The organism is Mesorhizobium sp. M0848 (assembly GCF_040319805.1).
Classification (GTDB): domain Bacteria; phylum Pseudomonadota; class Alphaproteobacteria; order Rhizobiales; family Rhizobiaceae; genus Mesorhizobium.
In genome coordinates this window covers 227,482-253,997 of sequence record NZ_JAMYOM010000003.1, presented here as the reverse complement: position 1 = coordinate 253,997, position 26,516 = coordinate 227,482, and the positions used below count along the sequence as shown (strand labels likewise).

Here is a 26,516-nt window from a genome sequence, read left to right as displayed (position 1 = left end):
AGCGACTCCCACAACAAGCGCCCACTGGCAGAATGAGGAAATCCCCATGGCTACGACCGCAGCAGCGTTGGTCTGGTATCTGGTAATCGCCGGCCCGCAAGGCGGCATGGTCGTGCTGCCCAGCACCTTCGACAAACGCGAACAGTGCACCGCCGCCATCACCGAATATCAGAAGCAGCCGACACCGGCCGGCTGGTCGGTGCAATGCGTGCCGAGCGCCTCGCCCTTCACTGACGAGGGCGACGCCGAAGAACCGTCAGCGCAGTAAGCGTCAGCGGCGCGCGCTCACCGTCAGCTCCGGCTTCTGGCTGATGGTCTGGAATACCACGCAATAACGCTCGGTCAGCTTCAGCAGCGAGTCTATCCGCTCCTGCGGCTCATCGGTGTCGAGGTTGAAATTGAGCCGGATGGCGCGAAAGCCGACCGGCGCATCCTTGGCGACACCGAGCGTGCCGCGAAAATCGAGATCGCCTTCGGCTTCCACCGTGGCGGCGCCGAGCTTGAACTCGAGCGCCGTCGCCACCGCCTTCAGCGTCACCCCGGCGCAAGCCACCAAGGCCTCCAGCAGCATGTCGCCCGAGCAGAGCTCAAGCCCTGAGCCGCCTGTTGCCGGATGCAGTCCGGCGATGGCGAGCGCCCTGCCCGTCTCCACCTTGCAGGCAACCGACTGGTCGTCGATCGAGCCCTTGGCGCGAAGCGTGATCAGGGCCTGCGAAGCATCGTCACGATAGGCCTGCTTCAGCGGCGCCTGCATGGCCTTCAGTTCGATCGCATCCATCCGCTTTCCCCTTTCGTCGACTGCTTGCGTCACCGGCATACGCCGTCCGGTCGAGATTTGCGCCGATCACCGTGGGAAGGCAATGCCGTTCCGCAACAGGAGACAGCCGCCGACACCGATATCCCAAATGGGACATTGACGGACAAGGTCCCAAAACGTCTGATCCGGGCAAGTCATCACTCCATTTCCCGGCGGTCCCAAGATGCCCCGTACCCTCTCGACAAGGCCGAAACAGGATGGGTTTCGCGCGCCCGGCGAATTCGAACCCAAATCAGGCTGCTGGATGATCTGGCCGGAGCGACCGGACACCTGGCGCCTCGGCGCCAAGCCCGCGCAAAAGCTGTTCGCGGATGTCGCCGCGGCGATCGCGCAAAGCGAGCCGGTGACGGTGGCGGCCTCTGCTCGCCAGTGGCAGAATGCCCGAGCGCGATTGCCAGGCCATGTGCGCATCGTGGAGATGTCCACCAACGATTCCTGGCTGCGCGACAGCGGCCCCAATTTCGTCGTCAACGATCAAGGCGACGTGCGTGGCGTCGATTGGATCTTCAACGCCTATGGCGGTTTCGACGGCGGCCTCTATTCGCCATGGGACCTGGACGACCTGGCGGCGCAGAAAGTGCTCGAAATCGAGAACATGGATCGCTACCGGGCGCCGCTGATCGCCGAGGGCGGCGGATTGCAGTGCGACGGCCAGGGCACCCTCATCACGACGGAGCAATGCCTCCTCAACCGAAATCGCAACGCCCATCTCGGCAAGGCCGAAGTGGAACGCCAGCTCGGCGACTATCTCGGTGTCGATACCGTCATCTGGCTGCCACGCGGCCTCGCTTTCGACGAGACCGACGGCCATGTCGACGACGTCTGCTGCTTCGTGCGCCCCGGCGTGGTCGTGCTGAGCTGGACCGACAACCGGGAGGACCCACAATACGAGATTGTGCGAGAAGCCGAAGAGGTGCTGCGTTCGGCCCGCGATACGCGTGGCCGCGCGCTGAAAGTTCATCGGCTGCCCCACCCCTTGCCGATCGAGATGACGCCGGAAGAAAGCGACAGCGTGGACCGGCTGGATTCGACCTGGGCGCGACCGGCCGGAAACCGGATCGCGGCGAGCTACATCAACTACTATCCGGGCAACAGCGTCGTGGTGGTACCGCAGTTCGGCTGCGATCTCGATGTGAGGGCCAAGCAGACGCTGGCCGAGCTGTTTCCCGACCACAAGATAGTCGGCATCGAAAACTCACGCGAGATCCTGCTGGGTGGCGGCAATGTCGCCTGCATCACCTTGCCAGTCTATGCCCCGCAACGGCGTTGAGGGAAGGGCATGCCCAAAACAGATAGCGAAAACGGAGGACATTTATGCGCGCTCTGATCTTCTCAACCCTGCTTGCCTGCGGCATCTGCGCAAATGCGGCTTCGGCTGACGAGGAAAAGATCGTCAACGTCTACAACTGGTCCGACTACATCGCGCAGGACACGGCCGAGAAATTCGAGAAGGAGACGGGCATCAAGGTTCGCTACGATGTCTATGACGGCAACGAGGTGCTTGAAACCAAGCTGCTCACCGGCGGCTCGGGATATGACGTGGTCTACCCCTCAGCCTATCCGTTCCTGAAGAACCAGGTGAAGGCGGGGGCGTTCCTGGAACTCGACAAATCGAAGCTTGCCAACCATTCGAAGATCGATCCGCAGGCCCTGGCGCTGATCGCTGGCGCCGACCCGCGGAACCTGCATGCCGTGCCCTATATGGCGGTCACCGACGGCATTGGCTACAACGTCGCCGCGGTGAAGCAGCGGCTGCCGGACGCGCCGACGGATTCCTTCGCCATGGTCTTCGACCTCGAAATGGTCAAGAAGCTGTCCGATTGCGGCGTGGCCATGATCGATGCGCCGGCGGAAGTCATCCCGATGGCGATGAACTATCTTCACATCGACCCCAAATCGACCAGTCCCGACGACCTCGCCAGGGTCGAGGACCTGATGGGCAAGGTGCGGCCCTACATCCGCTATTTCCATTCGTCCAAATACATCAACGACCTCGCCAACGGCGACATCTGCGTGGTGTTGGGCTGGTCGGGGGACATCCTCCAGGCAAGGACTCGTGCGGCGGAATCCGTGAAGAAGCTGGAGATCGCCTATTCCATTCCCAGGGAAGGCACGCTCATCAACTTCGATACGATGGCGGTGCCGAAAGATGCGCCGCATCCCGACAACGCCCAGGCCTGGATCGACTTCAATCTGCGGCCCGATATCGCCGCGGCCAATTCCAGCTATGTCTCCTACGCCAATGCGATACCGGAGTCCCTGCCGCTGATGGACAAGGCCATAGCCAGCGATCCCGGCGTCTTTCCGGCTGATGCCGTAAAGGCCAAGCTGTTCGTGGTCGACAACAACGACCCAAAGTGGCTGCGATCGCAAAACCGCATGTGGACGCGCATCGTGACGGGGCAATAGAGCCGGCGGGAGCCGTCAGGCTCAAGCGACGTCGCGGAGGGTCGCCAGCAGCTCGACCTGGGAGTGCACGCCGAGCTTGCGGTAGATCTGCTTGATGTGGTTGCGGACGGTGCCGGGCGAGACGGCGAGACTTCGCGAGATGGTCTTGGCGTTGCCACCATCGACCAGGTGCCGCGCAATCTCGGCCTCGCGCCTGCTCAGCCGCGAGCGAGCGTCACCGATTGCGGCGCCCTTGTGCCGGAAGCGGCACAGATGAAGCAATCTTCCCAAAATGAGCCTTGTCGCGCTGCTTGCCGCGCAAGCCGTTGCCAGATCCTGCTCGCCAAACGGTTCTGCCCCGTTTCGCCTGAGAAAAGTGACATAGCCAGCGGTCAGCCCGTCGAGATTGAACACGCCGGTGATCTCGTCGAAACTGTCGGAAGGGCCGAAGAATTCGCGATAGTAGGGGGTGCGCTGGAAGTCGCCATTGCGGAGTGCCGACAGCGGCAACAGGAAATCCTGCCTTGTGCTGGCGAACCTCTGGAAGAAGGGATCCTGGCGATACAGTCGTGCATCGTAGTCGCGGTTCCAGCGATCGGGGCCGGCATCGTCGATGGTCAGGGACGTGATATCGCGACGGTAAAAGCCGACATAGGCGCGGTCGGAGCCAAGCAACTCGCTCGCCGCTGCCGTGAAGCGAGCCGACAATTCTTCGGGAGTCGCGGCAACGGCCGCAGCGGCCACACCGCCGCTCCAGCGTCCAAACTGATCGAGGGAAACGTTCGACTGCATTCCGGCTCACAGTAGCGCAAGCCGTTACAAGTTCAAAACAGCCATTTCCTTTGACTTCGAACCTCTCGGCCATACCTATGCGGGAGTCGTTGTCGCGGAGCCATCATGCCGGTCAAGCTGAAACTGATCTGCCTTATCCTGCCGATGCTTGCCGTCCTGGCGCAGCCCGTCCTGGCTGAAACAGCGGAGCGGCCGGCGCCCTCGGGCGGCGTTCTGTCCCTGCTGCCGCCGCCGCAGACAACCAACCATTCGATCACGCTGGCCGGAAGAAAGCTGGATTACCAGGCAAAAGCCGCCACCCTGTCGCTGCTTTCCGGCAAGGGCGACGTCACGGCGGAGATCTTCTATGTCGCCTACACGCTGGAGCCGCCGGCAAGCGGGGCCAAAGACCCGCAGCGGCCGATCACCTTCGTGTTCAACGGCGGCCCTGGAGCAGCGTCCGCCTATCTGCATATCGGCGCTCTCGGTCCACGGATAATCGCGACGGGAGCCGACGGCGAATTCCTGCCGTCACCGCAAAGACTGATCGACAATCCGGACAGCTGGCTCGACATGACCGATCTCGTCTTCGTCGATCCGGTCGGAACCGGCTATAGCCGCGAGGCACCGGGGCAGGACACGCGCGATTTCTGGGGTGTCAACCAGGATGCCAGCTCGATTGGCGCCTTCATCCGGCTCTATCTCTCGCAGAACGGCCGCACCGGCTCGCCGCTGTTCCTTGCCGGTGAAAGCTATGGCGGGTTCCGCGCGGCGCTGCTCGCCAGGACATTGCAGGAAGATATCGGCATCAGTCCGAACGGCATCGTGCTGATCTCCCCGGCGCTGGAGTTCACGCTGGTGCAGCCCGACGAATTCGAGCCGCTGCATTGGGCGCTCGAACTGCCTTCACTGGCGGCGGTGCGCCTGCGCGCCGAAGGCGTCAGCGGCGATGCATTGCGGGAGAAGCTGGCAGACGTCGAACATTATGCGATGGGCGATTACCTTACGGCGCTCACCAGCGGACTGGAGCAAGGCAGGCGGCTGGCCAGTCAACGCGTGGCTGACATCACCGGCCTGCCGCTCGACCTGGTGCAGCGGAACTCCGCCCGCATTCCCACCGGCCTGTTCGCAAGGGAGTTCGCCCGCGCCAGCGGCAAGGTGCTCAGCCCCTATGACGCCACGATCGGCACGGCCGACATCGCGCCCGAGAGCGCTCGCATCGCCGGCCCGGATCCGGTGCTCGACCGCAGCGTGCCGGCGCTGACGTCGGCGTTCGTCGGCTATATCAGCGACGAACTGCATTTCCGCACCGATGTCAGCTATCGGCTGCTCAATGGCGAAATCAGCCATAATTGGGACTACGGGACCAGCGCGTCACGGCAAGGCTATGCCGGGGTAATGGACGATCTGCAGCGAGCACGCTCGCTGAACCCCTCGCTCGGCGTCGTGATCGTCAACGGCTACACCGACCTGGTCACGCCTTACCTCGCCTCGCGCTACCTGGTGAACCAGATCCCGTCGCTCGCCAATGCCAAGCCTATCCGTCTCGATGTCGTCGAGGGCGGGCACATGATGTATTTCCGATCCGATGGTCGGCGCGCCCTGAAAGAGGCCGCTTCGGAGCTTTACCAGGCGACGCAATAGGCTTGGCGACAGTGCAACTCGCCATGGACCCCTGCCCCAACATAAGCACCGGGCTGGCGTAGCGCCGCAGCGGTTTTCGCCCGTATAGCTTGGTGCCAAGGGAGCTGAATTCACAGTTCCCTTGTGTCGCTCCTCACAGCATTTCTGCCGCTCCGGCAATTTTGGTCCCACGCGCCTTATGGCCGATATCGCCATTCTCGAAACACGCGAGCGGGTTCTTGCAGGCATCCTGCTGACCGGTGCGGCCTATCTGCTGTTTTCGACACAGGATGCTTCGATCAAGCTGTTGGTCGTCGGCATGAGCGTCTGGCAGATCATGTTCTTCCGCAGCATCACCATTCTGGGTGCGTGCGCGGCGATCGGCGGACGACAGTTGTTTGCTGACACGATGCGCTCGCCGATCGTGCGGCCGATGCTGGTGCGCAGTGCCTTCACGCTTGCTGCGTGGCTCTGCTACTACAACGCGGCGCGCAGCCTGCAGCTCGCCGAACTGACCACCGTCTATTACGCGGCCCCAATCATTGTCACCGTGCTTTCGGTGTTCCTGCTCGGCGAAAAAGTGCCGATGCTGCGCTGGCTGGCGGTGCTGATCGGCTTTGCCGGCGTGTTCATCGCTTGCGATCCGACTCATCTCGGCCTGTCCGTGCCGGTGCTGCTGGTGCTGGCGGCCGCCTTCTTGTGGGGCATCGCCATCGTACTCTTGCGCAAAACCGCCCTTGCCGAGCGCTCGATGATCCAACTCCTGCTCAACAATTTCTATTTCCTGCTGTTTTCGGCGGTACCGGCGTTGTTGTGGTGGCGGACACCGGACGGGGCTCAGTTGCTGCTCCTTGCCAGCGTCGGCGCACTCGGCGGCCTGGCGCAGTATCTTCTCTTCGAGGGCATGAAGCGCACACCGGCCTCGGTGCTGGCACCGCTGGAATACACCTCGCTGTTGTGGGCGTTCGCGCTCGGCTTTGCGATCTGGGGCGACGTGCCGCGCCGCGAAGTCTTCCTGGGTGCCGCCCTGATCGTCGCCGCCGGCCTGTTGATCGTCGGCACCGAGCATTTCCGCAAACGGCTATGATGTGCATGGCCATGATTGCTGACACTACGATGTCAGGACCAAGCGGCGTAGGCTGGTTGCATGACTGACTTTGCAGCCGCCACCGACACCGCCGCGGAGCGCACACTCGGCATCATCCTGGTGTCGTCCTCAGCTGCCGTTTTCGGCCTGACCGGTGTCCTGACAAAGTCGATCCATGCCGACCCGTTGACCATCATCTGCTGGCGCGGCTTTGTCGGCGCGATCCTGATCAGCTTCTATGTGCTGTGGCGGCGTCACCGTTCCGGCAACCGCGAAACGCTGCGGCTTGGCTGGCGCGGCTGGCTGCTGGCGGTGGAAGGTGCGCTGGCCAGCATCGCCTTCATATCGGCGTTCAAGTTCACCTTCGTCGCCAATGTCGCCGTCATCTATGCCACAGCACCTTTCGTCACCGCACTGCTGGCCTGGGTTCTGACGCGCGAACCGTTCCGGTTGCAGACGATGGTCGCCGCCGCCGTGTCGCTGTGCGGCGTGGCGATCATGGTCTGGTCCGGCTTCGGCAGCGGCAATCTGTTCGGCGACGGACTGGCACTGCTGATGACCATCGGCAGCGGCCTCTACATGATCATGGTACGCGCCTTCCGCGACACGCCCGTGGTGTGGGCCGGTGCGGTGTCGGCCTTCCTGTTGTTCGTGCTCGGCTGGTTCGTCACCGATCCGCTGGCGGTTTCGCCAAGGGATGCGGTTCTGCTCGTCACTTTCGGCGCGTCCTTCGCGCTGTCCTCGATCCTGTGGACGGAAGGCGCGCGGCTCATCCCGCCGGCCGAATCCGGGCTGCTCGGCTCGGCCGAAGTGCCGTTCGCGATCCTGTTTGCCTTCCTGTTCCTGGGCGAGATTGCACCAGCCGCCAGCATGATCGGCGGCGTCATCGTGTTGTGCGCGGTGTTCGCCCATGCGGGGCGGGATTGGCTGATGGCCCGCTCGCAACGCTTGGCCGGCCCGCAACGCGTGGCGTCAAATATTTCTTAAAAAAGTGACGCGGTCACGGAACCATCATCCGGGTCAGGCATTATTGCTGCGACGGGCCATCCCCAAGTCCCCCCAAACCCCTCGGCCCGTCCTACTCCAAGCCGACCGTAAGGTCGGCTTTTTCTTTGGGCATTCAACCGCCCGGCAGGGCAAGGTTGCCACTGAGAAGGGCCGCCAGATCGCCCGCCGGACCATCGGAGCCAGCGAGCAACCGGATGGCGAACTCAGCCATTGGAACATGCGGCAGGCCAAGTTCGCGCGGCGCCTCGACAATGCCGGAATGGGCAAAGCGAGCCGTTCGCAGCGTCAGCGCGACACCGGCGTTCACCGCCGTGCGCAGGCCGGCCAGACTGGCGCTGCCGGCAGCGATGCGGTAGCGGCGGCCGGCAGCATCGAGTGCGGCAAGTGCTGCCTCGCGAAAACCGCAATACGGATCGAGCAGCGCCAGCGGCAATTCCTCCTGCCGCGAAGCCAGCCCTTTTTGTGAGCATAGCCATATCATCGGCTCCCGCAGCACGCCGACTTCGTCCGGCGCTGCCGCCTGGCGCATGACGATCGCCAGATCGAGGCCGCCAGACTGCAGCGCCTGCGCCAGCTCTGCCGAGCGGCCGACCCGCAGTTCGATCCTGACGCGTGGATGACTGACGGCGAAGGCTCGCAGCAGATCCGGCAGGCCGCTGTCGGCAAAATCCTGCGTCGTGCCGATGGCGACGCGCCCGGCAGCGCGCACGCCCTTCAGTGCCAGCCAAGCCTCGCGATGGGCGGCAAGGATCCGCCTGGCATGGCCGACGAGGTCTTCGCCTGCAGGGGTCAAGCCGCGTCCTCGCCCTTGCGGCGCCAGCAGCGGCTCACCGACGATTTCCTCCAGCCGCTGCATCTGGGCGGTCACCGCCGAGGGCGAGCGGCCAACGCTTGCAGCCGCCTGGGCCAGCGAGCCGCTGTCGACGAAAGCAAGGAAGGTTCGGAGCAGATCGGGATCCAGTGTTTCCATACTTCGATCTTATCGAATCTTCAGTTAAAAACAATTCGATTTTTTTGACCTAAAGATGATGGCATGGTTGTTTCAACGGCGATCGGACGCCGCTCAAGCCAAGGAGAAGAAAAATGCCCATCATCAACGTCAGCGTCACCGGCAAGCCTGACGCGGCGCTTTCCGCTCGCATCGCAAAGGAGGCCACGGAAATCACCGCGACGCAGCTGCGCAAGGACCCGACGATCACGGCAGTTGCCGTGTCCTATGTCGATCCGCAGCACTGGTTCGCCGGCGGCAAGTCGCTGGCCGAGCACGGCACCAACACGTTCTGGCTTGATATCAAGGTGGTCGACGGCACCAACACCAAGCTCGAGCTGGAAGCCTATCTGAAGGCGATCTTCGCAGCCTTCGGCCGTCTGCTGGGCGCAGTGCACGAGGAGAGCTACGCCTTCGTGCATGAAGTGCCGGCAGCCGCTTACGGCTATGGCGGCAAGACGCAGGAATTTCGTTTCATCAGTGGACGGCTGCAGGCGGCGTGAGAAGCAGCTTCCCGCACCAAGGGAAGCAAAAGCTCCGCATTGACCTTGCTCCCACATCGTCTAGGTTCTGGCCGACACGGCCGCAAAGAGCCGAGATGCTAAAAACGTTGGGAGAGACGCGGCATGATCCTGACACTGGCGCTGCTTGCGGGTCTTGTTCTGGCCTGGCTGCTGATCGGCGTGGCGGAAAAATTCCGCCTCGGCCTGCGCTTCACCCAGGCGCTGCTCTATGTGCCGTTCAAGCTCGCCTACCGGATCGGAGATAGCCGCATCAGGATCGCCCGCAAGGCGCAGGCCCCAGTCATCTACGTCATCTCGCATCAATCGCGCTTCGAGCCGGCGCTGATGCTGTCGCTGCTGCCGGAAGACACGCTGCATATTCTCGATGAGGTCTCGGCGCGCTCGCCGTGGCTCGAACCTTGGCGCGAGCTTGGCCGCACCATCGCCTTCAACGCCGAACATGTCTTCGTCAGCCGCCGGTTGGTGCGGGTGCTGAAGGGCAAGGGCCGGCTCGCTGTCTATTTGCCGGATGCGGTCGAGCCCGACGTCAAGACGTTTCGGCTGTTTCGTGCCGTCACCCGCATCGCCATGCAGGCCGATGCCAAGATCGTGCCGATCTTCGTCGGCGGCGCGCGCAGCCTGCCGGTGTCGCTGACGCCCGCGGACAAGGCACCACGACACTGGTTTCCGCAGCTGTCGATCAGCGTGCTGGAGCCGATGACCATCGCCGAACTGGTGGCGCGCAATCCCGAGCAGGCCTCGAACACCAACGCGCTGTTCGACCGTGTCGCCGAGGCGCGGCTCTTCGGCACCAACCTCGATCGTGGCCTGTTCCTGGCCATGCGCGATGCCGCCGACCGCGTCGGCGCTTCGCACACGATCATAGAAGACGTCATCTTGGGTGCGTTGAGCTACCGCAAGATGTTCATCGGCGCCCGCGTCCTGGGCAGGCGCTTCGAGGCCGTCACGGCGCCGGGCGAAGCGGTCGGTGTGATGCTGCCCAACGCCAATGGCGTCGTGCTGTCGCTCACCGGCCTTCTGTCGGCCGGCCGGGTGGCGGCGATGATCAACTATACGGCCGGGCCGGCGAGCGTCACCGCGGCCGTGCGCACGGCGGTGATAAGGACCGTGATTTCGTCCCGCGCGTTCGTCGAGAAGGCCGACCTTGCCGATATCGTCGCGGCGGTCGAAAAGGGCGGCGCCAGGCTGCTTTGGCTGGAGGATGTGCGGGAAAGCGTAACCACATTGGACAACCTTGCCGCCGCCTTGCTGTGGCGCTGGCCGCTGCAGCGGCAGGATGCGGCCAAGCCGGCGGTGATCCTGTTCACCTCCGGTTCGGAAGGCACGCCGAAAGCGGTCGTGCTGTCGCACAAGAACCTTTACGCCAACGCCATGCAGGCCGAGGCGCGGATCACCATCTCGCCCGCCGACATCCTGCTCAACGTGCTGCCGGTGTTCCATTCGTTCGGCCTGACGGGCGGCACCATCCTGCCGCTGGTCACCGGGGTAAAGCTGTTCCTCTACCCCTCGCCGCTGCACTACAAGATCATTCCCGAGGTTGCGCGCAAGGTAAAACCGACCATCATGTTCGGCACCGACACATTCCTCGCCAACTATGCGCGCACCGCCAAGGACGGTGATTTTTCCAGCCTGCGCTTCGTCGTCGCCGGCGCCGAGGCGGTGAAGCCGGAAACCCGCCGCGTCTACCGCGAACGCTTCCAAGCCGAAATCATCGAAGGGTTCGGGCTGACGGAGGCGGCACCCGTGGTTGCCGTCAACACCGCAATCCATGGCCGCGACGGCACGGTGGGTCGGCTGCTGCCGGCCATGCGCATGAAGCTCGAGCCGGTCGACGGCATCTCCGACGCCGGCCAATTGTGGCTCGACGGACCGAACCTGATGATGGGCTACATGACCGCGGACCGCCCCGGTGAATTGCAGCCGCTGACCGGCTGGCACGACACCGGCGACATCGTTGCCGTCGACCGCGAAGGCTTCATCACCATTCGCGGACGCGCCAAGCGCTTCGCCAAGATCGCCGGCGAGATGGTGTCGCTGGGTGCGGTGGAGATGCTGGTGCAGTCGCTGTGGCCGGAAGAGCACCACGCGGCTGTGGCCGTGCCCGACAAGAGGCGCGGCGAGCGCATCGTGCTGGTCACCACCGCCGACGACGCCAATCCCGACGAATTGCGCAAATTCGGCAAACAGGCGGGTGCTGCCGAACTGATGGTGCCGAACGACATCGTTAAGGTCGAGGAAATCCCGGTGCTGGGATCCGGCAAGACCGACTATGTGTCGACGAGAAAGCTGGCGATCGACAGGCTGGGGCTCGGCGTCGCGGCGTAAATACCTCGCGGTCGTCATCCTAGGGCGAAGCAAGGAGCGAAGCGACGCGGCGCAGACCCTAGGATCCATTCCGTGACATTCACGTCACGCGCGGCCATTCAGAAGGCGACCGGCGCCAAGCGATTGCCAGTTCTCGTCCGTTGCGCTTTTTGGCTGAGGTCACGGCATGGATCCCAGGGTCTTCGCAACGTCGCTTCGCTCCTGCTTCGCCCTAGGATGACGAAAGCGTAGGTTCTAACCTATATCCGAAGGCGGCACCTTCTCGCCCTCCAGCTTGGCGCGCTTCGAATAGGCGCGCACGCTGAACGGCAGGAAGATCAGGTAGCCGGCGACCGAAGCGGTCAGCGTGTACCAGGGATAGGTCATCAACAGGAGCACGTAGAGGACGACACCCAGGATGATCGGCAACACCTTGTCGCCCGGGATTCTCAGGCTCTTGCCGGAATAGACAGGCAGCCGGCTGACCAGCAGGAAAGCGACCAGGATGGTGAAGCCGGTGGCGACGAAGGCTGCTGGACGACTGGGCTCCAGACCTGTGCGCAGGAAATAGAGATAAAGCGGCAGCATCACCAGCACGGCGCCAGCCGGCGCCGGCACGCCGACGAAATATTCGGACTGCCATATGGGGCGATCGGCCTTCTCGTCATCGAGCACGTTGAAACGGGCGAGGCGCAGCCCGCAGGCGATGGCGAACAGCAGTGCCGCGATCCAGCCCGGCGAACCGGCGCGGTCGAGCAGGAAGGCATAGAGCACCAGAGCCGGCGCCACGCCGAAATTGACGATGTCGGCCAGCGAATCCATCTGAGCGCCGAATTTGGATGTCGCCTTCAGCATCCGCGCCAAGCGGCCGTCAATGCCGTCGAGGAAGGCTGCAAGCAGCACCATCACCACCGCCGGCTCGAAGCGGCCTTCGAAGCCGAAGCGGATGCCGGACAGGCCGGCGCAAATGGCGAGCACGGTGACCAGATTGGGCAGCACCATGCGCATCGGGATTTCGCGGATGCGCGGACCGCCGCTGGCATGGGCCTCGAACTTTTTGTATTGCGTGCCCACCGGTCAGGAAACCCGAACAAGAGGCGTGCCGGCAACACCGCCGAATTCGGCCAGCACGGTTTCGCCGCCAACCGCCGTCTGGCCGACTGCAACGCGCGGCGTCGCGGTCAGGGGCAGGAACACATCGACACGCGAGCCGAAGCGGATCAGGCCAAAACGCTCGCCAGTGCCGATCGAGCCGCCGGCCTCGGCCCAGCAGACGATGCGGCGCGCCACCAGGCCGGCGATCTGGACGGCCGCGACCGTGCCATTGGGGCTCTCGATGACCAGGCCGTTGCGCTCGTTCTCGGTGCTGGCCTTGTCCAGTTCGGCATTGAGGAATTTGCCCGGCCGATGTTCGATTTTCGCAATACGGCCGCGCACCGGGGCGCGGTTCACGTGGCAGGAGAAGACGTTCATGAACACCGAGATGCGGGTCATCTCGACATTGCCGAGGCCGAGTTCGCGCGGCGGCACGGCGGGTCCGACCGCCGAGATGATGCCGTCGGCGGGGCTGACCACCAGGCGGTCATCTACCGGCGTGACGCGCTCGGGATCGCGAAAGAAATAGACGCACCAGGCCGTCAGTATCAGACCGATCCAGAACAGGATCGAGGAGAAATAACCGAGGAAAAGCGTCGCCGCGCCAAAGGCTGCGATGAAGGGATAGCCCTCGCGATGGATCGGTACGAACGCGTTCTTGACCGTATCGACAAGGCTCATCGGTAATAAACAGGCTCCGTTTCAAGTCCGGCCTCAATAGCCGAAAGCCCCCCTCGCCGCAACGCAACAATAGGGAAGGCCGTATTGGGTGCGCCGGCAGGGGTCGCGATCCGCTTGCTAGGTCGGTGTCGTTGTCGGCAGAATTCGGGACACCGACGGTTCAAGGCGCCGGAAAAGGTTGCCCGTCCATGATCCCAAATCCGAAGGCTTCTGAAGCCCGCACCGGCCAGGTGCTCAGCGTCGAAGCGCCGGCACCTGGCATCGGCTGGCGGTAGCAGCCTTGCTACAGCCCGGGAACCCTCTGATAGTTGGCGATGTCGGCGCGAACGCCGAGCCGGGCGATCGTCTCCTGCGGGTTGAAGGCGATGCGCTCGTGCGCGGCTTTGACGATCGGCACGACGTTGTCGACGGCCGCCTGGCTCTCCCATTCGACGATGGTGACGAGGTTGAATTCGCCTGGGCCTGAGAATTGCTCGAGCAGGAAATCCTGCACAAAGCCTTGTTGCAGGCGCAGCAATTCATGCGTCGTCCGGACCTTGGCGAGTATCTCCTTGCGAGCGGCGGCCGGGACGACGAATTTGTCCACCCTGAACACGCTGCCCCCGTCAACAGTCTGATTTGTCTCGCTCATTCGATTGCTCCGTTTTTTAAACACGCTAGTTGGCGGGCTCCAAGAACGGCCTACGATCTCAACTTAAGTTGAGGTCAAGCGGAAATTTTCTCTTTTCCCCTCGTTGGAGAAGGAAACGGTGTCAATTCACCTCCGACGTTCGTCGACGAACGACAACGCCAAGCTCGTCGCCCTCGCGGGCGATGCGTAGGCGCTCCTCGGCCTCGGTCGCCTCGCGCTGGCGGTCCCACATCGAGGCGTAGAGGCCATGCTTGCGCATCAGCTCGGCATGGGTGCCGCGCTCGGCGATCTGGCCGTCCTGCAGCACGATGATCTCATCAGCGGTAATCACCGTCGACAGGCGGTGGGCGATGACGATGGTGGTGCGGCCACGGCTGACCAGATCGAGCGCGGCCTGGATTTCCTGTTCGGTGTGGCTGTCGAGCGCCGAGGTCGCTTCGTCGAGCATCAGGATCGGCGGCGCCTTCAGGATGGTGCGGGCGATCGCCACGCGCTGCTTCTCGCCGCCCGAAAGTTTTAGCCCGCGTTCGCCGACCATCGACTTGTAACCGTCAGGCAATCGCTCGATGAACGGGCCGATCTGGGCGAGTTCGGCGGCCTTCTGCATATCCTCCTCGCTGGCGCCGATGCGGCCATAGCGGATGTTGTAGGCGATGGTGTCGTTGAACAGTACGGTGTCCTGCGGCACCATGCCGATCGCTCCGCGCAGGCTCTCCTGCGTCACGTCCCTGATATCCTGGCCGTCGATCAGCACCTGGCCGGACTGGACGTCGTAGAAGCGGAACAGAAGCCGCGAGATGGTCGACTTGCCGGCGCCCGAGGGCCCGACAATGGCCACGGTCTTGCCGGCCGGCACCTCGAAGCTGATGCCCTTCAGGATCTTGCGGTTGGGGTCATAGGAAAAATGCACGTCGCGGAACTCGACCTTGCCGGCGCTGACAGTAAGTGGCTTCGCGTCCGGCTTGTCGACGATCTCCTGCGGCACATCCAGAAGGTCGAACATCTGCTCGATGTCGGTCAGCCCCTGGCGGATTTCGCGGTAGATGAAGCCGATGAAATTGAGCGGCACCGACAGCTGCATCAGCATGGCATTGATGAAGACGAAGTCGCCGACCGTCTGCGTGCCGGCCTGCACTTCCAGCGCCGACATGCACATGACGATGACGGTGCCGAGGCCAAAGATGATGCCTTGGCCGAAGTTCAGCCAGCCGAGCGAGGTCCAGATCCGGGTCGCTGCGACCTCGTAGCGTGCCATCGAGCGGTCGAAGCGCTCGGCTTCCATGCCCTCATTGTTGAAATATTTCACCGTCTCGTAATTGAGCAACGAGTCGATTGCCTTGGTGTTGGCATCGGTGTCGCTGTCGTTCATGTCGCGGCGGATCGAGATGCGCCAGTCGCTGGCGCGGACCGTGAACCAGACATAGACCCAGACGGTGACCGCGACGACGACTACGTATTTCCAGCCATAGGTGTAGGCGAAGATGCCGGTGGTCAGCGCGAATTCGAGGATGGTCGGCGCCGTGTTGAGCATGATGAAGCGCACGATCGTCTCGATACCCTTGGTGCCGCGCTCGATGATGCGCGACAGGCCGCCGGTGCGGCGCTCGAGATGGAAGCGCAGCGACAGTTGGTGCATGTGGACGAAGGTGCGGAAGGCGAGCTGGCGCACCGCGTATTGGCCGACACGGGCAAACAAGGCGTCGCGCAATTGATTGAAGCCAAGTTGCACCAGGCGCACGACATTGTAGGCAACGACCAGCATGACCGGCGCCAGCAGAAAACTCGGCAGCGGCGGCACCGATTTGGCGTCGCCGGCCAGCGCGTCGGTCGCCCATTTGAAAAAATAGGGACCGGCGACCAGCGTCAGCTTGGCGACGACCAACAGAAGCGTCGCCCATGTGACCCGGGCTCTCAGATCGGCGCGATCCGCCGGCCACATATAGGGCCACAAATTGAGCAGCGTCTTGAAGGTCGAGGAGTCGGAGACGGTTTTTTCGGCCATTTCTTGTGCCTTCTTCTTATGTCTTTTTGACCATGATCTCGTCCGAGAACCGGGCTCCACTTTTCGGGATCATGGTCTAGCGGCCGGAGCAGCAGGAATTGACGAGCGCGGCCACCGACGCGGAAACATCGGCAAGTGCGGCACGATCGACCTCGTAGCGCGAGCGCTGACGGTCGGGTTCGAACCGGACCAGCCCGGCTTCGACCAGTATCTTCAAATGTTGTGACACAGTGGACTGCGCCAGATCGAAACGGTCGACAACCTCGCGGCAGCAGCAGGAGTTGCTTGCGGACAGGTATTTCAGGATTTCGATCCGAGCCGGGTGCGAAAGTGCTGCCAGCCGGGTGGCAACGGCTCGGCTGTCCGGGGCGCAGCCAGGCATACCTATTTCAGCTAGGGATTCGCTCATCGTCCATCGGCGATAAACGATGGTCGACGCTGCTGCAAGCTACTCTTCTGGGCAGAGCAGATAGCGGCTAACGCTTTGGACTGGACTTCTCGATCCCCGGGATGCCGGCAATCCGCTCAGCCAGGAAGTCGACCATCAGGCGGACCCTTGCAACGCCCGCGCGCTCCGGGACGATCAGCATGTTCAAAGGGGCGGACGGCAGTGAATAATCATCCAGTATCGTCTCGAGCAGGCCCGCCGCCAAAAGATCGTCGACAAGCCATCGGTGAGCCGGTGCGACCCCTCGACCCGCGAGCAAAGCCTCGCGCGCGGCAAGCCCATGGTCGACACGCAGGCGCCCCGCGAAAGGCACCATATGGCGCTCGCCTCCGGCGCCCTGCAAGGCAAGAGTTTCACTCCCCGCCACGTTCGACATCCGGATACCCTCATGTCCAGACAGATCCGACGGGATAGCCGGTCTGCCTCGCTGCGCCAGATAATCCGGCGATGCCACGAGCAGGCGCCGTGACAGGCCGAGGGCCCGCAGCCTCAATGAGCTGTCGGTGAGCGGCCCCAACCGAAGCGCGATGTCGACACCTTCCCTGACGAGGTCGACACGCTCATCGCTGAGGCTGAGGTCAACGCCGATGTCGGGATATCGGTCCTGAAAGTCGAAGATGAGTCGGCTGGTGTGCAAGACCCCGAAAGCGGCAGTACAGGATATCCGGACGGTGCCGGCCGGCGCGCCACGTGCGCCCCGCGCTTCGTCGCCGGCCTGCTCGACAAGGCGCAGGATCTGGACGCTGTTGGCATAGTAGCGGCTGCCCTCGTCGGTCAGCGTGACCCGCCGGGTGGTCCTGCTGAGCAAAGGCGCACCCACTGCCTCTTCGAGTTCCTGCAGATGCCGCGTGACCGTCGATTGTCCGATACCCAGTTCACCGGCAACCAAGGACAGATTGCCCCGTTCCGCGACGCGAACGAAGGTGCGCATGCGTTCGAGGGTGATGTCCGATTTATCCACTATTCGGCACAATCTTATGCATTACGAATATATAGCGGATTGCGTCGATATTGCCTAGCTAAGGGACCAGTTTTTCAATCCCCGGAGTCCCCCGCATGAAAATCCTACTTGTCTTCGCACATCCCGAATCCCGCTCGCTCAACGGCGCGCTCCGCGACGTCGCCATCAGAGAACTCGAGGCACAAGGCCACGAAGTGCGGGTGACGGACCTCTACGCCCAGGGTTGGAAATCAGCGGTTGATCGGGCCGACTTTCCGGTTTTGGCGCCGGGCGCGCGGCTGATGCCTGCCGCAGCGTCAAAAAAGTCTTTCGAGGCCGACGCGCTGACAGAGGACGTCAAGGCCGAGATCGCAAAGCTGCTATGGGCGGATGCCCTGATTCTCCAATTTCCGCTCTGGTGGTTTGCCATGCCGGCGATCCTCAAGGGCTGGGTCGACAGGGTCTTTGCCTACGGCTTCGCTTACGGCGTGGGCGAACATAGCGACAAACGATGGGGCGACCGCTACGGCGAGGGAACCTTGATGGGCAAGCGCGCAATGTTGATCGTGACCGCCGGCGGCTGGGAGGAGCACTATGCCCCTCGCGGCGTCAACGGACCAATTGATGATCTGCTGTTCCCGATCAACCACGGGATCCTCTACTACCCGGGCTACGACGTCCTTCCGCCATTCGTCGTCTACAGCGTCGACCGCTTCGGTGAAGCCGACTTCGAACCCACCGCCGAGCGCCTGCGCGAGAGGATGAGAACGCTCGCGACCACGCAACCCATCCCCTATCGCCGGCAGAATGGCGGCGACTATTTGATTCCGAGCATGAAACTACGCCCCGACCTGGGGGATCCGAACATGATCGGATTCAAACTGCACCTGAGCGGCTCAGCACACCAGTAGATTTCGACCTGGACGGCCTTGGATCTAGTTGGTCTTGGCCGGCGCTGTCGTTGCCTGCTCGCCCATCGTCTTGAGGTCGGCTGCCTCGCCTTCCTTCGACTTTTCCGGGACCTTGAACACCTGCCCCGGCCAGATGCGGTCGGGATCACTGATCTGGTCCTGGTTGGCGAGGTAGATGGTCGAGAAGCGTACGCCATGGCCGTAGACGCGCCGCGAGATCCGCCACAGCGTATCGTTGCGGCGGATGATGACGGCGCCGTCGGCGTGTTCGAGCTTGGGCGCCACGGTCTCGGGCACATCGCTTGGCGGCGTCGCCTCCGCCACAACGGCCGGAGCCTCGGTGGCGGGAGCAGGCGTCGTGGCCGGGGCCGTCCCGGCCGCGGCCGGCGCCTCGGCGGCGGCAGGTGCGGCCGGCTTGGGCTGAACGGGCTTCGGCGCCGAGGGTGCCACGGCGGCGACCGCTTCGCCGGGCTCGCGCTCGAACGGCACGGCTGCGCGGGCCACAACTGTCACACCGTCGGTATCGAGGCCGTCGACACGAATTGTGTAGCTGCCGACCGGAATGTCGCGCGTCGCCTCGACCAGGAAATGACCGTCCGTCGAAGTTTGCGCATCACCGAGCAGGATATCGTTGGCATAGGCGCGCACCTTGCGGCCGGCATCGGCGAGACCGGCGACAAAGATCTTGCTGCCGTCGATCTCGACCGCCTCGACGACGATCTTGGGCTCGGTCACGCCTGCAGCGGGCGGCGTCGCCGGCGCTGCAGGAGCCGGTGCTGCTTCTACCACGGCAGGAGCCGGTGCTGCTTCTACGACGGCAGGTGCCGGGGCGGCTGGTGCCGGAGCAGTTGCGGGCGCTTCGGCTGCGGGAGCAGCCGGCGCGGCGGCCGGAGCAGCCGGCTTTGTTTCGGGCGCCGGAACGGTGAGCAGTTCGGCCGGTTTGCCCGGCTCCTCGACCATTGCCAGCACCTGGCCGGCGGCATCCTTGGGAACCGAAACGACAGCGGTCTGCACCGAAGGGGTGACGACATCGCCCGTGGTCGCGCGCAGTGCGATTGTATAGTCGCCGGGCTTCAGCGGATCGTCCAGCACGATGACAAATGCGCCATCGGGACCGGCAACCGTCGAGCCAAGCACGGTCGTGCCGTTGAGGATCTCGACCTTTGCGTTGGGCGCTGCATTGCCGGCAACGACGATCGAGCCATTGCCCTCGACGCGCACGACGTCAAAGGACGGTGCGACGGGACCGGCCGCAGCCGGCGCCGCCGCGGCCGGTGCCGTTGCCTGGGGCACCGCGGCGGGAGCCGCGGGGACCTCCGCGGCGGGCAGCCGCGCTTCGGTGCCGGGATCGGCCGATTTTGGCGCTGCGGGCGACGTCTGCGCCGCCACTTGCGCCGGCGGCGTGGGATTGAGATACGGGTCGAGTGCGCCCGATACATAGGCGGTTCCCGCGGCAGCAACGGTCCCACCCGCCGCGAACAGGAACGCCTTCAGTGGATTAATTGCCATATTTCCCTACCCCTTAGCCACCTAACGCCGGTCTAGCTTGTTTTGCCAATGCCGACAAGAAAAACGGGCCGACAAGAAAAAGCCCGGGCTTGTTGACCCTTGGGGCTTGACCACGCTTTCAGACCCAATCACCAATCATCGGCATGAACACGATTCGATCCGTCTGCGTCTATTGCGGCTCGTCTCCGGGCCGTGATGAAATCTATATCAAGGCCGGAAACCTGCTCGGACGCTCGATTGCCAAAGCAGGAATGCGGCTGGTCTATGGCGGCGGCACCAAAGGCATCATGGGCGCTGTCGCCGAAGGCGCTTTGCGCGCCGGCGGCAAGGTGACGGGCATCATTCCGCGCTTCCTGATCAACAGGGAGGCAACCGAAACCGCGCTTGACCGGCTCGACGAGTTGCTGATCACCGACAACATGCACGAGCGCAAACACAAGATGTTCGAGAAATCCGACGCCTTTGTGGCGCTGCCGGGGGGCATCGGCACGGTCGAGGAGATCGTCGAGGTGATGACCTGGGCGCAGCTTGGCCATCATCGCAAACCGATCGTCTTCGGCAATGTCGGAGGATTCTGGGATCCGATGCTGACGCTGCTCGATCACATGGCCGCTGAGGGCTTCATCCACACCGCGCAACGGGTCAAGCCGCTGGTTGTCGACGACCCCGAAGCGATCGTCGCCGCCATCATGGTGGCTGGATCCTCCGTAGACGCCCCGACCGAGGGCGTGCAGTCGGTGATAGACAAGATGTAGGGGAATACGGGAGTAAGGCAGTAGGGGAATATGTGAAGTGCCTGGGAACGGCGCCCCCTATTCCCCTATTCCCCTATTCCCCTATTCCCCTATTCCCCTATTCCCCTATTCCCCTATTCCCCTATTCCCCTATTCCCCTATTCCTCAGCTGCCTGCCGCAAATCGGCAATCACCGCCCGTCGGTCATGACGCCGCCAGGCGAGATAGATGGAGACCGTGCGGTCGAACCACGGCAGGTCGCGAAATACGATCCGCGGCGGCGCAGCGACACGCAGGCTGGCTTGCACCGTCGCAAGGCCGAGACCGGCGCTGACAAGGCCGAGCGAGGTCAGCGGGTCCGCCGTCTCATAGGCGATGTCGGGCAGAAAGCCGGCCTTGGCGCAGGCGGCAAGGAACTGGCCGCGATTGGTGTCGTCCGGCTGGCGCACGACGGTGATCCAGGTGCGACCGTCAAGGTGGTCGGGCCCAATCTCTGGCACTTCAGCAAGCGGATCATCTTCGGGGATCGCCAGCACCAGCGGCTCATGCCGCAGCGCTATCGCGGCGACATCCGGGTCATCATCGGCTGGCGGCGAGTAGACAAAGCCCAGATCCAGCGACCGCTGCCGTAGCCCTTCCAACTGCGCCGCCGAACGCAGGCTTCTCAGCTGCAGGTGGAAATCCGGCCGGTCGCGACGGAACTGGCGCAGCATCCCAGCGACAAGCCCGGCATGAACGGCGCCTTCGACATAGCCGATGGCGAGCCGGCCGACGGCGCCGCTGGCCAGGTTGCGGCCGAACTGCTCCAAACGTCGCGCATTGGACAGCAGCGCGCGGGCTTCGACGAGGAAGGCGCGGCCCTCGGCGTTGAGGTGGACCCGCTGCTTTGCCCGTTCGAACAAAGCGACGCCGAGTTGCTCCTCGAGCTGGATGATCTGCCGGCTGAGTGGCGACTGAGAAATATGCAGCATTTCGGCGGCGCGCCCGACATTGCCGGTTTCGGCGACGGTGACGAAATAGCGGAGCTGACGCAGATCGAACATTTTTCTCCGGGCTCCAGTCCCCCCAGGTCTCAACTTTAGCCTAACCAGTCTTGGACAGTCTGACCGGCGGGAGCGATAATTCGGCCATTCCAACCAAAGGAGACCGCCATGCAGTTCTTTGCCCTTCTCACCCGCAACACCGAAAAATTTGCCGATGCCGATTTCGCTCCGCTTCTACCCGGCGAAGCCGAACAGCGGCGCACGCTCTATGCCGAAGGCGCGGTACGCCAGATGTGGAACCGAGGCGACATCCCGGGCAGCGGCATGATGTTCGAGGCAGCCGATGATGCAGAGGTTCGCGCCCACCTCGCCACCTTGCCGTTGGTCAAGGCCGGCATGATGGACATTGCCGCAATCGTATCCCTAAAGCCCTACCCCGGCTTCGGCCCGAAGCACTGACAGGGACACAATCCGGGGGTGGCGAAGGCCGTCACCACCGGATTGACGTAGGTGATCGACAGACCGTGATCGGCTGTCAAGAAACCGTCACACGGAACCGGGTTCGCTCGTGCTAGAAATCAAGGCCAGGCAGCCGCCGTGCGGTGCCATCTTCGGAACATGCATCTGGCACCGCCCCCATGGATATCACTGTCGCCCCGGAAGGCACCGACCTGTCGCCCTACCTGCCCGACGAGCACGGATTGTTCTTCATCTATCACTTCACCGCTGAGGGCGTGCGAACCAGGGACGCCGCCGCCGCGCACTGGACATGGCGCAGCTACCAGCTTTCCGACATGCGCGCTCGCCATGAGATCGGCACCGATCAGGCTTTGCCGGCACCGGTGCGTGAAGCTTTCCTGTCCGCCAGCCATGGCTGCCACATCGACCTCGAGGACGACTGGCTCTATGGCGACCTGCCGGATCTGCGCCATGACTATTCGGCGGAAGCGGGCGGACTTGGCCATTTCCGCTTCGCCCTCAACGACACCATGCTGGTCGGCGCCCGCAAGCAGCCGCTGCAGTCTGTCGATAACATCCGCAAGGCGATCGAGAACGGATCGCGCAAATTCCGCTCGCCGGCCGCGCTGATCGAGGCGGTCGTCGGCCAGTCGTTCGACGGCATGGTGGCCGAACTTGCGGCACTTGGCGACAGTCTCGACGGCATCGAGGATCGCATCGTCTGCGACGCATGGCACAATGAGCGGCAGGCGCTGGTCGACGCGCGCCGGCACCTGGTGGTGATCCACCGGCAGATGGCGACGCTGACCAATCTGTTTCGCCATCTCGACCATTCGCACCGCAACGACCTGCCGGATTCCATCAACGACATGGCGGCGCGGCTGTCGCATCGTGCGCAGACGCTGCACTATGACGGCGAGCAGTTGCAGGCCCGCGCCCGGCTTTTGCAAGACGAGCTGATGGCCAAGCTGACAACGCAGTCGAACCGGCTGCTGTACGTACTGTCGGTGATGACGGCGGTGCTGTTGCCGATGACCATCATCTCCGGCCTGTTCGGCATGAATGTCGGCGGCCTGCCGCTGGTCGACACGCCAATGGGCTTCTGGGTGGTGACGGCGGTAGCGATGGTAATCGCGGGAGCGACCTATCTCTTTGTCAGGCGGCTCGGACAGATGTAGCACCCGCCGGCGGCTATCACGCCGTGGCGCGAAGATCCTCGATGACTGTGCCGGCGGCGGCCACTTCCGCTTCGTGATCGGACTCGCGCCAGATTTCGGCAAGGCCAGCCGCATACCATTCGCGCATCGCCGGTAGAGCAAGCAATTGCGCCGGATAAGCCGCAGCCGCACCCTCGAAGGGGAGCCCATAGGACTGGGCGCGGAACGCCACCGGAGCAAAGAAAGCGTCGACGGCGGTGAAATGAGCGCCGGCCAGAAACGGCCCGCCGAAACGGGCAAGACCATCATTCCAGAGGTCACCGAGGCGGAAAAGGTCCTGCTTCAGCCCATCGGACATCGGGAACGGCTTTACCCGCACGCCGCAACTCATCGGGCATGCCCCGCGCAATGCGGTGAAGCTCGAATGCATCTCGGCGGCGGCCGAGCGTGCCCAGGCGCGCGCCTTGGCTTCGACGGGCCACACGCCATGGTGGCGTTCGGCCAGATATTCGACGATGGCCAGCGAATCCCAGACCGCCCAGCCGTCCTCGATCAGGCACGGCACCCGGCCGCTGGGCGAAAACGACCGGTAGAGTTCCCAGCTCGATGCGGTCGGGAATGGCGTCAGCCGCTCCTCGAATGGGATATCCAGCGCGCGCATCAACACCCAGGGCCGCAGCGACCATGAGGAATAGTTCTTGTTGGCGATATGCAGCAGGTACATCGAAACTCCTTACCGTGCGGGCTGCGGCGCGGCGCGGCGCGCTGTCGTCAACATCGACCAGGAATAGACCGCCAAGGCCGCCCAGATCAGCGCGAACGCAATCGCCTGGGTGGTGCCGAAAGGCTCGTCGAAGATCAGAACGGCGATCAGGAACACCATGGTCGGCGCGATATATTGCATGATGCCGATGGTTGACAGGCGCAGCAGCTTGGCGCCGAAGGCGAACAGCAGCAGCGGTATCGACGTGACTGGACCGCAGCCGATCAGCAGCGCCCTATCGGCACCGCTGCTGGATACGATGTGGTCCTGCCCGGTCGCGATGAGATAAACGATGTAGCCAAGTGCCGGCACCGACAGCAGAAGCACTTCGAGCAAAAATCCCTGGCTCGGTCCGATCGGCAGCGTCTTGCGGAAGAAGCCGTAGGCGGCGAAGGAAAAAGCCAACGCCAGCGACACCCAGGGCAGCTTGCCGCCCTCGATGGTCAGCACCGCGACCGCGACGGCCGCCAGCACCACCGCCGCGATCTGCAGCCGGTCGAGGCGCTCGGCAAGCAGCAGCGCGCCGACAACGACGCTGACCAGTGGATTGATGTAGTAGCCGAGCGCGGTCTCGACAGTGCGGTCGACGGCAATCGCCCAGACATAGATGCCCCAGTTGACCGAAATCAGCGCAGCCGTCAGCGCGGCCATGGCGATGGTGCGCGGCGAACGCAGTGCCGCCTTGAAATCCGCCGTGCGGCCGGCCCAGATCAGGACGGCGGCGGCGATCGGCACCGACCAGACGATGCGATGGGCAATGACTTCGGCGAGCGGCAGATGAGCGACCGCCTTCATGTAAAAAGGCAGCAGCCCCCATAGCAGATAGGCCCCCAGTGCCAGCAGGAAGCCGCGACGGGCCTTGGAATCCGCATCCAGGGTGATTGTTTCAGTGGCCATGGGCCAACGCTATGGCCCAGCCACCTTGGCAAGACCATCGCAAAGTTCTGATGGATCAATGGACTTTCGCTGATGGTTCAACCCTATTCGGCGGCCACCAGTCCGGCCATCTCGCGGTTCTTCATCAGCTTGTAGACGATGGAATCCATCAGCGCTTGGAACGAGGCGTCGATGATGTTTTCGGAAACGCCGACCGTCCACCAGCGCGCGCCGGTGCCGTCATGCGATTCGATCAGAACGCGGGTGATCGCCTCGGTGCCGCCATTGAGGATACGCACCTTGAAGTCGGCCAGTTCCATGTCGGCGATCTCGCTCTGGAACTTGCCAAGGTCCTTGCGCAGCGCGATGTCGAGTGCGTTGACCGGGCCATGCCCCTCGGCCACCGACATCTTCTCCTCGCCGTCGACCACCACCTTGACGATCGCTTCGGAGACCGTCTTCAGCTGGCCGTTGGCGTCGAAGCGGCGCTCGACCATGCAGCGGAACGAGGTGACGTTGAAGAACTCCGGTAGGCCGTGCAGCATCTTGCGTGCCAGGAGCTCGAAGCTGGCATCGGCGCCCTCATAGGCGTAGCCCTCGGCCTCGCGCTCCTTGACCACTGATATCAGCGCGTCGAGCCGGTGATCATCTTTCGGCACGTCGATGCCGCGCCGCTTCAACTCGGCGAGGAAATTGGCCTTGCCGCCCTGGTCCGAAACCATGACGCGGCGGCGGTTGCCGACCGTTTCCGGGGGCACATGCTCATAGGTCGCCGGCTCCTTGGCCAGCGCGGAGGCATGGATGCCCGCCTTGGTGGCGAAAGCAGAGGCCCCGACATAGGGCGCTTGCGCTTCCGGGGCGCGGTTCAGGAGTTCGTCGAAGGCGCGGGACAGGCGCGAAATGCCGGTCAGCGCCTCAGCCGAAATGCCCGTCTCGAAACGATCGGCGAAGGCCGGTTTCAACGCCAGCGTTGGTACGATCGAGATCAAATTGGCGTTGCCGCAGCGCTCGCCGATGCCGTTGAGCGTGCCCTGGATCTGGCGCACGCCGGCCTCGACAGCGGCGAGGGAATTCGCCACTGCCTGGCCGGTGTCGTCATGAGCATGGATGCCGAGATAATCGCCTGAAATACCTGATGAAATAACCTTCTCGACGATGGCGCGGACTTCCGAGGGTTGCGTGCCACCATTGGTGTCGCACAGCACCACCCAGCGCGCGCCGGCATCACAGGCGGTCCTGGCGCAGGCCAGCGCATAATCGGGATTGGCCTTGAAGCCGTCGAAAAAATGCTCGCAATCGACCAACGCCTCCTTGCCGGCGGCGATCGCCGCCTCGACGGAGGCCTTGATGGCGTCGAGGTTCTCCTCATTGGTGCAGCCGAGCGCGACACGGACATGGTAGTCCCAACTCTTGGCGACGAAGCAGATGGCATCCGACTTGGATTGCACGAGTGACGCAAGGCCGGGATCGTTGGAAGCTGACACCCCAGCCCGTTTGGTCATGCCGAAGGCGACGAATTTGGCGCGCGACGTACGTTTCTCCTGGAAGAAGGCTGTGTCGGTCGGGTTGGCGCCGGGATAGCCACCTTCGACATAATCGAGGCCGAAAGCGTCGAGCAGTTTCGCGATAGCGATCTTGTCCTCGACGGAAAAGTCTATGCCCGGCGTCTGCTGGCCATCGCGCAAGGTGGTGTCGAAGAGGAACAGTCTTTCCTTTTTCATGACAGCAAGGTGCTTGAGCACCCCCCTGTGGCCTGCCGGCCATCTCCCCCGCAAGGGGGGAGATCGGCAGCTTTGACGATAGCGCTGGTCCTGCAT

26 protein-coding genes are annotated in these 26,516 nt (G+C 63.5%); 12 read left to right on the top strand and 14 right to left on the bottom strand.

Annotated elements, in window-relative coordinates:
- Positions 1-46: 46 nt before the first annotated feature.
- Entirely contained in the window at positions 47-268 is a 222-nt protein-coding gene (locus NKH95_RS04930) for a hypothetical protein (RefSeq protein ID WP_013532531.1), read from the top strand.
- A 3-nt stretch (positions 269-271) separates the two neighbouring features.
- Here the strand turns inward: NKH95_RS04930 and NKH95_RS04925 are convergent, their stop codons facing one another.
- Positions 272-778: an OsmC family protein gene (locus tag NKH95_RS04925; RefSeq protein WP_352753438.1), complete on the bottom strand. Its 507-nt coding sequence runs from the start codon at positions 776-778 to the stop codon at positions 272-274.
- Between the two features lie 202 nt (positions 779-980).
- Here NKH95_RS04925 and aguA point away from each other — a divergent pair, with 202 nt between their 5' ends.
- Together aguA and NKH95_RS04915 are read left to right on the top strand one after the other, a co-directional pair.
- Positions 981-2,087, top strand: a complete 1,107-nt coding sequence (gene aguA / locus NKH95_RS04920) for an agmatine deiminase (protein WP_352891138.1) — start codon at positions 981-983, stop codon at positions 2,085-2,087.
- A gap of 44 nt (positions 2,088-2,131) precedes the next feature.
- Entirely contained in the window at positions 2,132-3,226 is a 1,095-nt protein-coding gene (locus NKH95_RS04915) for a polyamine ABC transporter substrate-binding protein (protein ID WP_352550560.1), read from the top strand.
- A gap of 21 nt (positions 3,227-3,247) precedes the next feature.
- On the opposite strand, the gene NKH95_RS04910 is transcribed toward NKH95_RS04915, so the two are convergent.
- A complete protein-coding gene (locus tag NKH95_RS04910; RefSeq protein ID WP_352753442.1) occupies positions 3,248-3,949 on the bottom strand; it encodes a helix-turn-helix transcriptional regulator in 702 nt (233 codons plus the stop codon).
- Positions 3,950-4,102: 153 nt separating this feature from the next.
- Between NKH95_RS04910 and NKH95_RS04905 the strand changes: the two genes are divergently transcribed.
- The 3 genes from NKH95_RS04905 (at position 4,103) to NKH95_RS04895 (ending at position 7,673) form a co-directional block, all read left to right on the top strand.
- The gene (locus NKH95_RS04905; RefSeq protein WP_128303059.1) at positions 4,103-5,620 is read left to right on the top strand and encodes a S10 family peptidase; all 1,518 of its coding nucleotides are present in this window, start codon (positions 4,103-4,105) and stop codon (positions 5,618-5,620) included.
- A 178-nt stretch (positions 5,621-5,798) separates the two neighbouring features.
- Entirely contained in the window at positions 5,799-6,686 is an 888-nt protein-coding gene (locus NKH95_RS04900) for a DMT family transporter (protein WP_128303058.1), read from the top strand.
- A 60-nt stretch (positions 6,687-6,746) separates the two neighbouring features.
- Positions 6,747-7,673, top strand: a complete 927-nt coding sequence (locus NKH95_RS04895) for a DMT family transporter (protein WP_352677475.1) — start codon at positions 6,747-6,749, stop codon at positions 7,671-7,673.
- 133 nt (positions 7,674-7,806) lie between these two features.
- Here the strand turns inward: NKH95_RS04895 and NKH95_RS04890 are convergent, their stop codons facing one another.
- Positions 7,807-8,664, bottom strand: a complete 858-nt coding sequence (locus tag NKH95_RS04890) for a LysR substrate-binding domain-containing protein (protein ID WP_352773967.1) — start codon at positions 8,662-8,664, stop codon at positions 7,807-7,809.
- Between the two features lie 113 nt (positions 8,665-8,777).
- Between NKH95_RS04890 and NKH95_RS04885 the strand changes: the two genes are divergently transcribed.
- Entirely contained in the window at positions 8,778-9,185 is a 408-nt protein-coding gene (locus tag NKH95_RS04885) for a tautomerase family protein (protein ID WP_352609784.1), read from the top strand.
- 123 nt (positions 9,186-9,308) lie between these two features.
- On the top strand, positions 9,309-11,531 hold the full coding sequence (locus NKH95_RS04880; RefSeq protein ID WP_352609786.1) for an AMP-binding protein: 2,223 nt from the start codon (positions 9,309-9,311) through the stop codon (positions 11,529-11,531).
- Positions 11,532-11,765: 234 nt separating this feature from the next.
- Here the strand turns inward: NKH95_RS04880 and NKH95_RS04875 are convergent, their stop codons facing one another.
- The 6 genes from NKH95_RS04875 to NKH95_RS04850 all read right to left on the bottom strand — a co-directional run bounded on the left by NKH95_RS04875 (position 11,766) and on the right by NKH95_RS04850 (position 17,328).
- Positions 11,766-12,584 carry a CDP-alcohol phosphatidyltransferase family protein gene (locus tag NKH95_RS04875; protein ID WP_502895160.1) on the bottom strand — a complete coding sequence of 273 codons (819 nt, stop codon included), beginning with the start codon at positions 12,582-12,584 and terminating at the stop codon, positions 11,766-11,768.
- 3 nt (positions 12,585-12,587) lie between these two features.
- Entirely contained in the window at positions 12,588-13,286 is a 699-nt protein-coding gene (locus NKH95_RS04870) for a phosphatidylserine decarboxylase (RefSeq protein WP_352442157.1), read from the bottom strand.
- Positions 13,287-13,569: 283 nt separating this feature from the next.
- Positions 13,570-13,917 (bottom strand): antibiotic biosynthesis monooxygenase family protein, encoded by a 348-nt coding sequence (locus NKH95_RS04865; RefSeq protein WP_023813733.1) that lies wholly within the window; start codon positions 13,915-13,917, stop codon positions 13,570-13,572.
- A gap of 121 nt (positions 13,918-14,038) precedes the next feature.
- A complete protein-coding gene (locus NKH95_RS04860; protein WP_023813732.1) occupies positions 14,039-15,919 on the bottom strand; it encodes an ABCB family ABC transporter ATP-binding protein/permease in 1,881 nt (626 codons plus the stop codon).
- A gap of 76 nt (positions 15,920-15,995) precedes the next feature.
- Positions 15,996-16,328 (bottom strand): ArsR/SmtB family transcription factor, encoded by a 333-nt coding sequence (locus NKH95_RS04855; protein WP_031213736.1) that lies wholly within the window; start codon positions 16,326-16,328, stop codon positions 15,996-15,998.
- Between the two features lie 67 nt (positions 16,329-16,395).
- Positions 16,396-17,328, bottom strand: a complete 933-nt coding sequence (locus tag NKH95_RS04850) for a LysR family transcriptional regulator (protein WP_031213735.1) — start codon at positions 17,326-17,328, stop codon at positions 16,396-16,398.
- 95 nt (positions 17,329-17,423) lie between these two features.
- On the opposite strand from NKH95_RS04850, the gene NKH95_RS04845 reads away from it, so the two are divergent.
- Positions 17,424-18,218, top strand: a complete 795-nt coding sequence (locus tag NKH95_RS04845; protein WP_023813729.1) for an NAD(P)H-dependent oxidoreductase — start codon at positions 17,424-17,426, stop codon at positions 18,216-18,218.
- 24 nt (positions 18,219-18,242) lie between these two features.
- On the opposite strand, the gene NKH95_RS04840 is transcribed toward NKH95_RS04845, so the two are convergent.
- On the bottom strand, positions 18,243-19,727 hold the full coding sequence (locus NKH95_RS04840) for a LysM peptidoglycan-binding domain-containing protein (protein WP_128303054.1): 1,485 nt from the start codon (positions 19,725-19,727) through the stop codon (positions 18,243-18,245).
- A gap of 143 nt (positions 19,728-19,870) precedes the next feature.
- Here NKH95_RS04840 and NKH95_RS04835 point away from each other — a divergent pair, with 143 nt between their 5' ends.
- Positions 19,871-20,482, top strand: a complete 612-nt coding sequence (locus tag NKH95_RS04835) for an LOG family protein (protein ID WP_023812907.1) — start codon at positions 19,871-19,873, stop codon at positions 20,480-20,482.
- A 137-nt stretch (positions 20,483-20,619) separates the two neighbouring features.
- On the opposite strand, the gene NKH95_RS04830 is transcribed toward NKH95_RS04835, so the two are convergent.
- A complete protein-coding gene (locus tag NKH95_RS04830; RefSeq protein ID WP_023812906.1) occupies positions 20,620-21,504 on the bottom strand; it encodes a LysR substrate-binding domain-containing protein in 885 nt (294 codons plus the stop codon).
- Positions 21,505-21,612: 108 nt separating this feature from the next.
- Here NKH95_RS04830 and NKH95_RS04825 point away from each other — a divergent pair, with 108 nt between their 5' ends.
- Together NKH95_RS04825 and NKH95_RS04820 are read left to right on the top strand one after the other, a co-directional pair.
- On the top strand, positions 21,613-21,903 hold the full coding sequence (locus tag NKH95_RS04825; RefSeq protein WP_128303053.1) for a muconolactone Delta-isomerase family protein: 291 nt from the start codon (positions 21,613-21,615) through the stop codon (positions 21,901-21,903).
- A 179-nt stretch (positions 21,904-22,082) separates the two neighbouring features.
- Positions 22,083-23,081 (top strand): transporter, encoded by a 999-nt coding sequence (locus NKH95_RS04820; RefSeq protein ID WP_352630852.1) that lies wholly within the window; start codon positions 22,083-22,085, stop codon positions 23,079-23,081.
- A gap of 16 nt (positions 23,082-23,097) precedes the next feature.
- On the opposite strand, the gene NKH95_RS04815 is transcribed toward NKH95_RS04820, so the two are convergent.
- From NKH95_RS04815 to cimA, 3 genes are all read right to left on the bottom strand, one after another.
- Positions 23,098-23,784, bottom strand: a complete 687-nt coding sequence (locus tag NKH95_RS04815; protein ID WP_023812903.1) for a glutathione S-transferase family protein — start codon at positions 23,782-23,784, stop codon at positions 23,098-23,100.
- 9 nt (positions 23,785-23,793) lie between these two features.
- Positions 23,794-24,720: an EamA family transporter RarD gene (gene rarD / locus NKH95_RS04810; RefSeq protein ID WP_023812902.1), complete on the bottom strand. Its 927-nt coding sequence runs from the start codon at positions 24,718-24,720 to the stop codon at positions 23,794-23,796.
- Between the two features lie 83 nt (positions 24,721-24,803).
- On the bottom strand, positions 24,804-26,420 hold the full coding sequence (cimA, locus tag NKH95_RS04805) for a citramalate synthase (RefSeq protein ID WP_352609793.1): 1,617 nt from the start codon (positions 26,418-26,420) through the stop codon (positions 24,804-24,806).
- Positions 26,421-26,516 lie beyond the last annotated feature (96 nt).

Excerpts from the sequence above, each read along its gene's own strand:
- NKH95_RS04930 (WP_013532531.1), top strand. The coding sequence starts at position 47 with ATGGCTACGACCGCAGCAGCGTTGGTCTGGTATCTGGTAATCGCCGGC.
- NKH95_RS04925 (WP_352753438.1), bottom strand. The coding sequence starts at position 778 with ATGGATGCGATCGAACTGAAGGCCATGCAGGCGCCGCTGAAGCAGGCC.
- aguA (WP_352891138.1), top strand. The coding sequence starts at position 981 with ATGCCCCGTACCCTCTCGACAAGGCCGAAACAGGATGGGTTTCGCGCG.
- NKH95_RS04915 (WP_352550560.1), top strand. The coding sequence starts at position 2,132 with ATGCGCGCTCTGATCTTCTCAACCCTGCTTGCCTGCGGCATCTGCGCA.
- NKH95_RS04905 (WP_128303059.1), top strand. The coding sequence starts at position 4,103 with ATGCCGGTCAAGCTGAAACTGATCTGCCTTATCCTGCCGATGCTTGCC.
- NKH95_RS04900 (WP_128303058.1), top strand. The coding sequence starts at position 5,799 with ATGGCCGATATCGCCATTCTCGAAACACGCGAGCGGGTTCTTGCAGGC.
- NKH95_RS04895 (WP_352677475.1), top strand. The coding sequence starts at position 6,747 with ATGACTGACTTTGCAGCCGCCACCGACACCGCCGCGGAGCGCACACTC.
- NKH95_RS04890 (WP_352773967.1), bottom strand. The coding sequence starts at position 8,664 with ATGGAAACACTGGATCCCGATCTGCTCCGAACCTTCCTTGCTTTCGTC.
- NKH95_RS04885 (WP_352609784.1), top strand. The coding sequence starts at position 8,778 with ATGCCCATCATCAACGTCAGCGTCACCGGCAAGCCTGACGCGGCGCTT.
- NKH95_RS04880 (WP_352609786.1), top strand. The coding sequence starts at position 9,309 with ATGATCCTGACACTGGCGCTGCTTGCGGGTCTTGTTCTGGCCTGGCTG.
- NKH95_RS04870 (WP_352442157.1), bottom strand. The coding sequence starts at position 13,286 with ATGAGCCTTGTCGATACGGTCAAGAACGCGTTCGTACCGATCCATCGC.
- NKH95_RS04865 (WP_023813733.1), bottom strand. The coding sequence starts at position 13,917 with ATGAGCGAGACAAATCAGACTGTTGACGGGGGCAGCGTGTTCAGGGTG.
- NKH95_RS04860 (WP_023813732.1), bottom strand. The coding sequence starts at position 15,919 with ATGGCCGAAAAAACCGTCTCCGACTCCTCGACCTTCAAGACGCTGCTC.
- NKH95_RS04855 (WP_031213736.1), bottom strand. The coding sequence starts at position 16,328 with ATGAGCGAATCCCTAGCTGAAATAGGTATGCCTGGCTGCGCCCCGGAC.
- NKH95_RS04845 (WP_023813729.1), top strand. The coding sequence starts at position 17,424 with ATGAAAATCCTACTTGTCTTCGCACATCCCGAATCCCGCTCGCTCAAC.
- NKH95_RS04840 (WP_128303054.1), bottom strand. The coding sequence starts at position 19,727 with ATGGCAATTAATCCACTGAAGGCGTTCCTGTTCGCGGCGGGTGGGACC.
- NKH95_RS04835 (WP_023812907.1), top strand. The coding sequence starts at position 19,871 with ATGAACACGATTCGATCCGTCTGCGTCTATTGCGGCTCGTCTCCGGGC.
- NKH95_RS04830 (WP_023812906.1), bottom strand. The coding sequence starts at position 21,504 with ATGTTCGATCTGCGTCAGCTCCGCTATTTCGTCACCGTCGCCGAAACC.
- NKH95_RS04825 (WP_128303053.1), top strand. The coding sequence starts at position 21,613 with ATGCAGTTCTTTGCCCTTCTCACCCGCAACACCGAAAAATTTGCCGAT.
- NKH95_RS04820 (WP_352630852.1), top strand. The coding sequence starts at position 22,083 with ATGGATATCACTGTCGCCCCGGAAGGCACCGACCTGTCGCCCTACCTG.
- NKH95_RS04815 (WP_023812903.1), bottom strand. The coding sequence starts at position 23,784 with ATGTACCTGCTGCATATCGCCAACAAGAACTATTCCTCATGGTCGCTG.
- rarD (WP_023812902.1), bottom strand. The coding sequence starts at position 24,720 with ATGGCCACTGAAACAATCACCCTGGATGCGGATTCCAAGGCCCGTCGC.
- cimA (WP_352609793.1), bottom strand. The coding sequence starts at position 26,420 with ATGAAAAAGGAAAGACTGTTCCTCTTCGACACCACCTTGCGCGATGGC.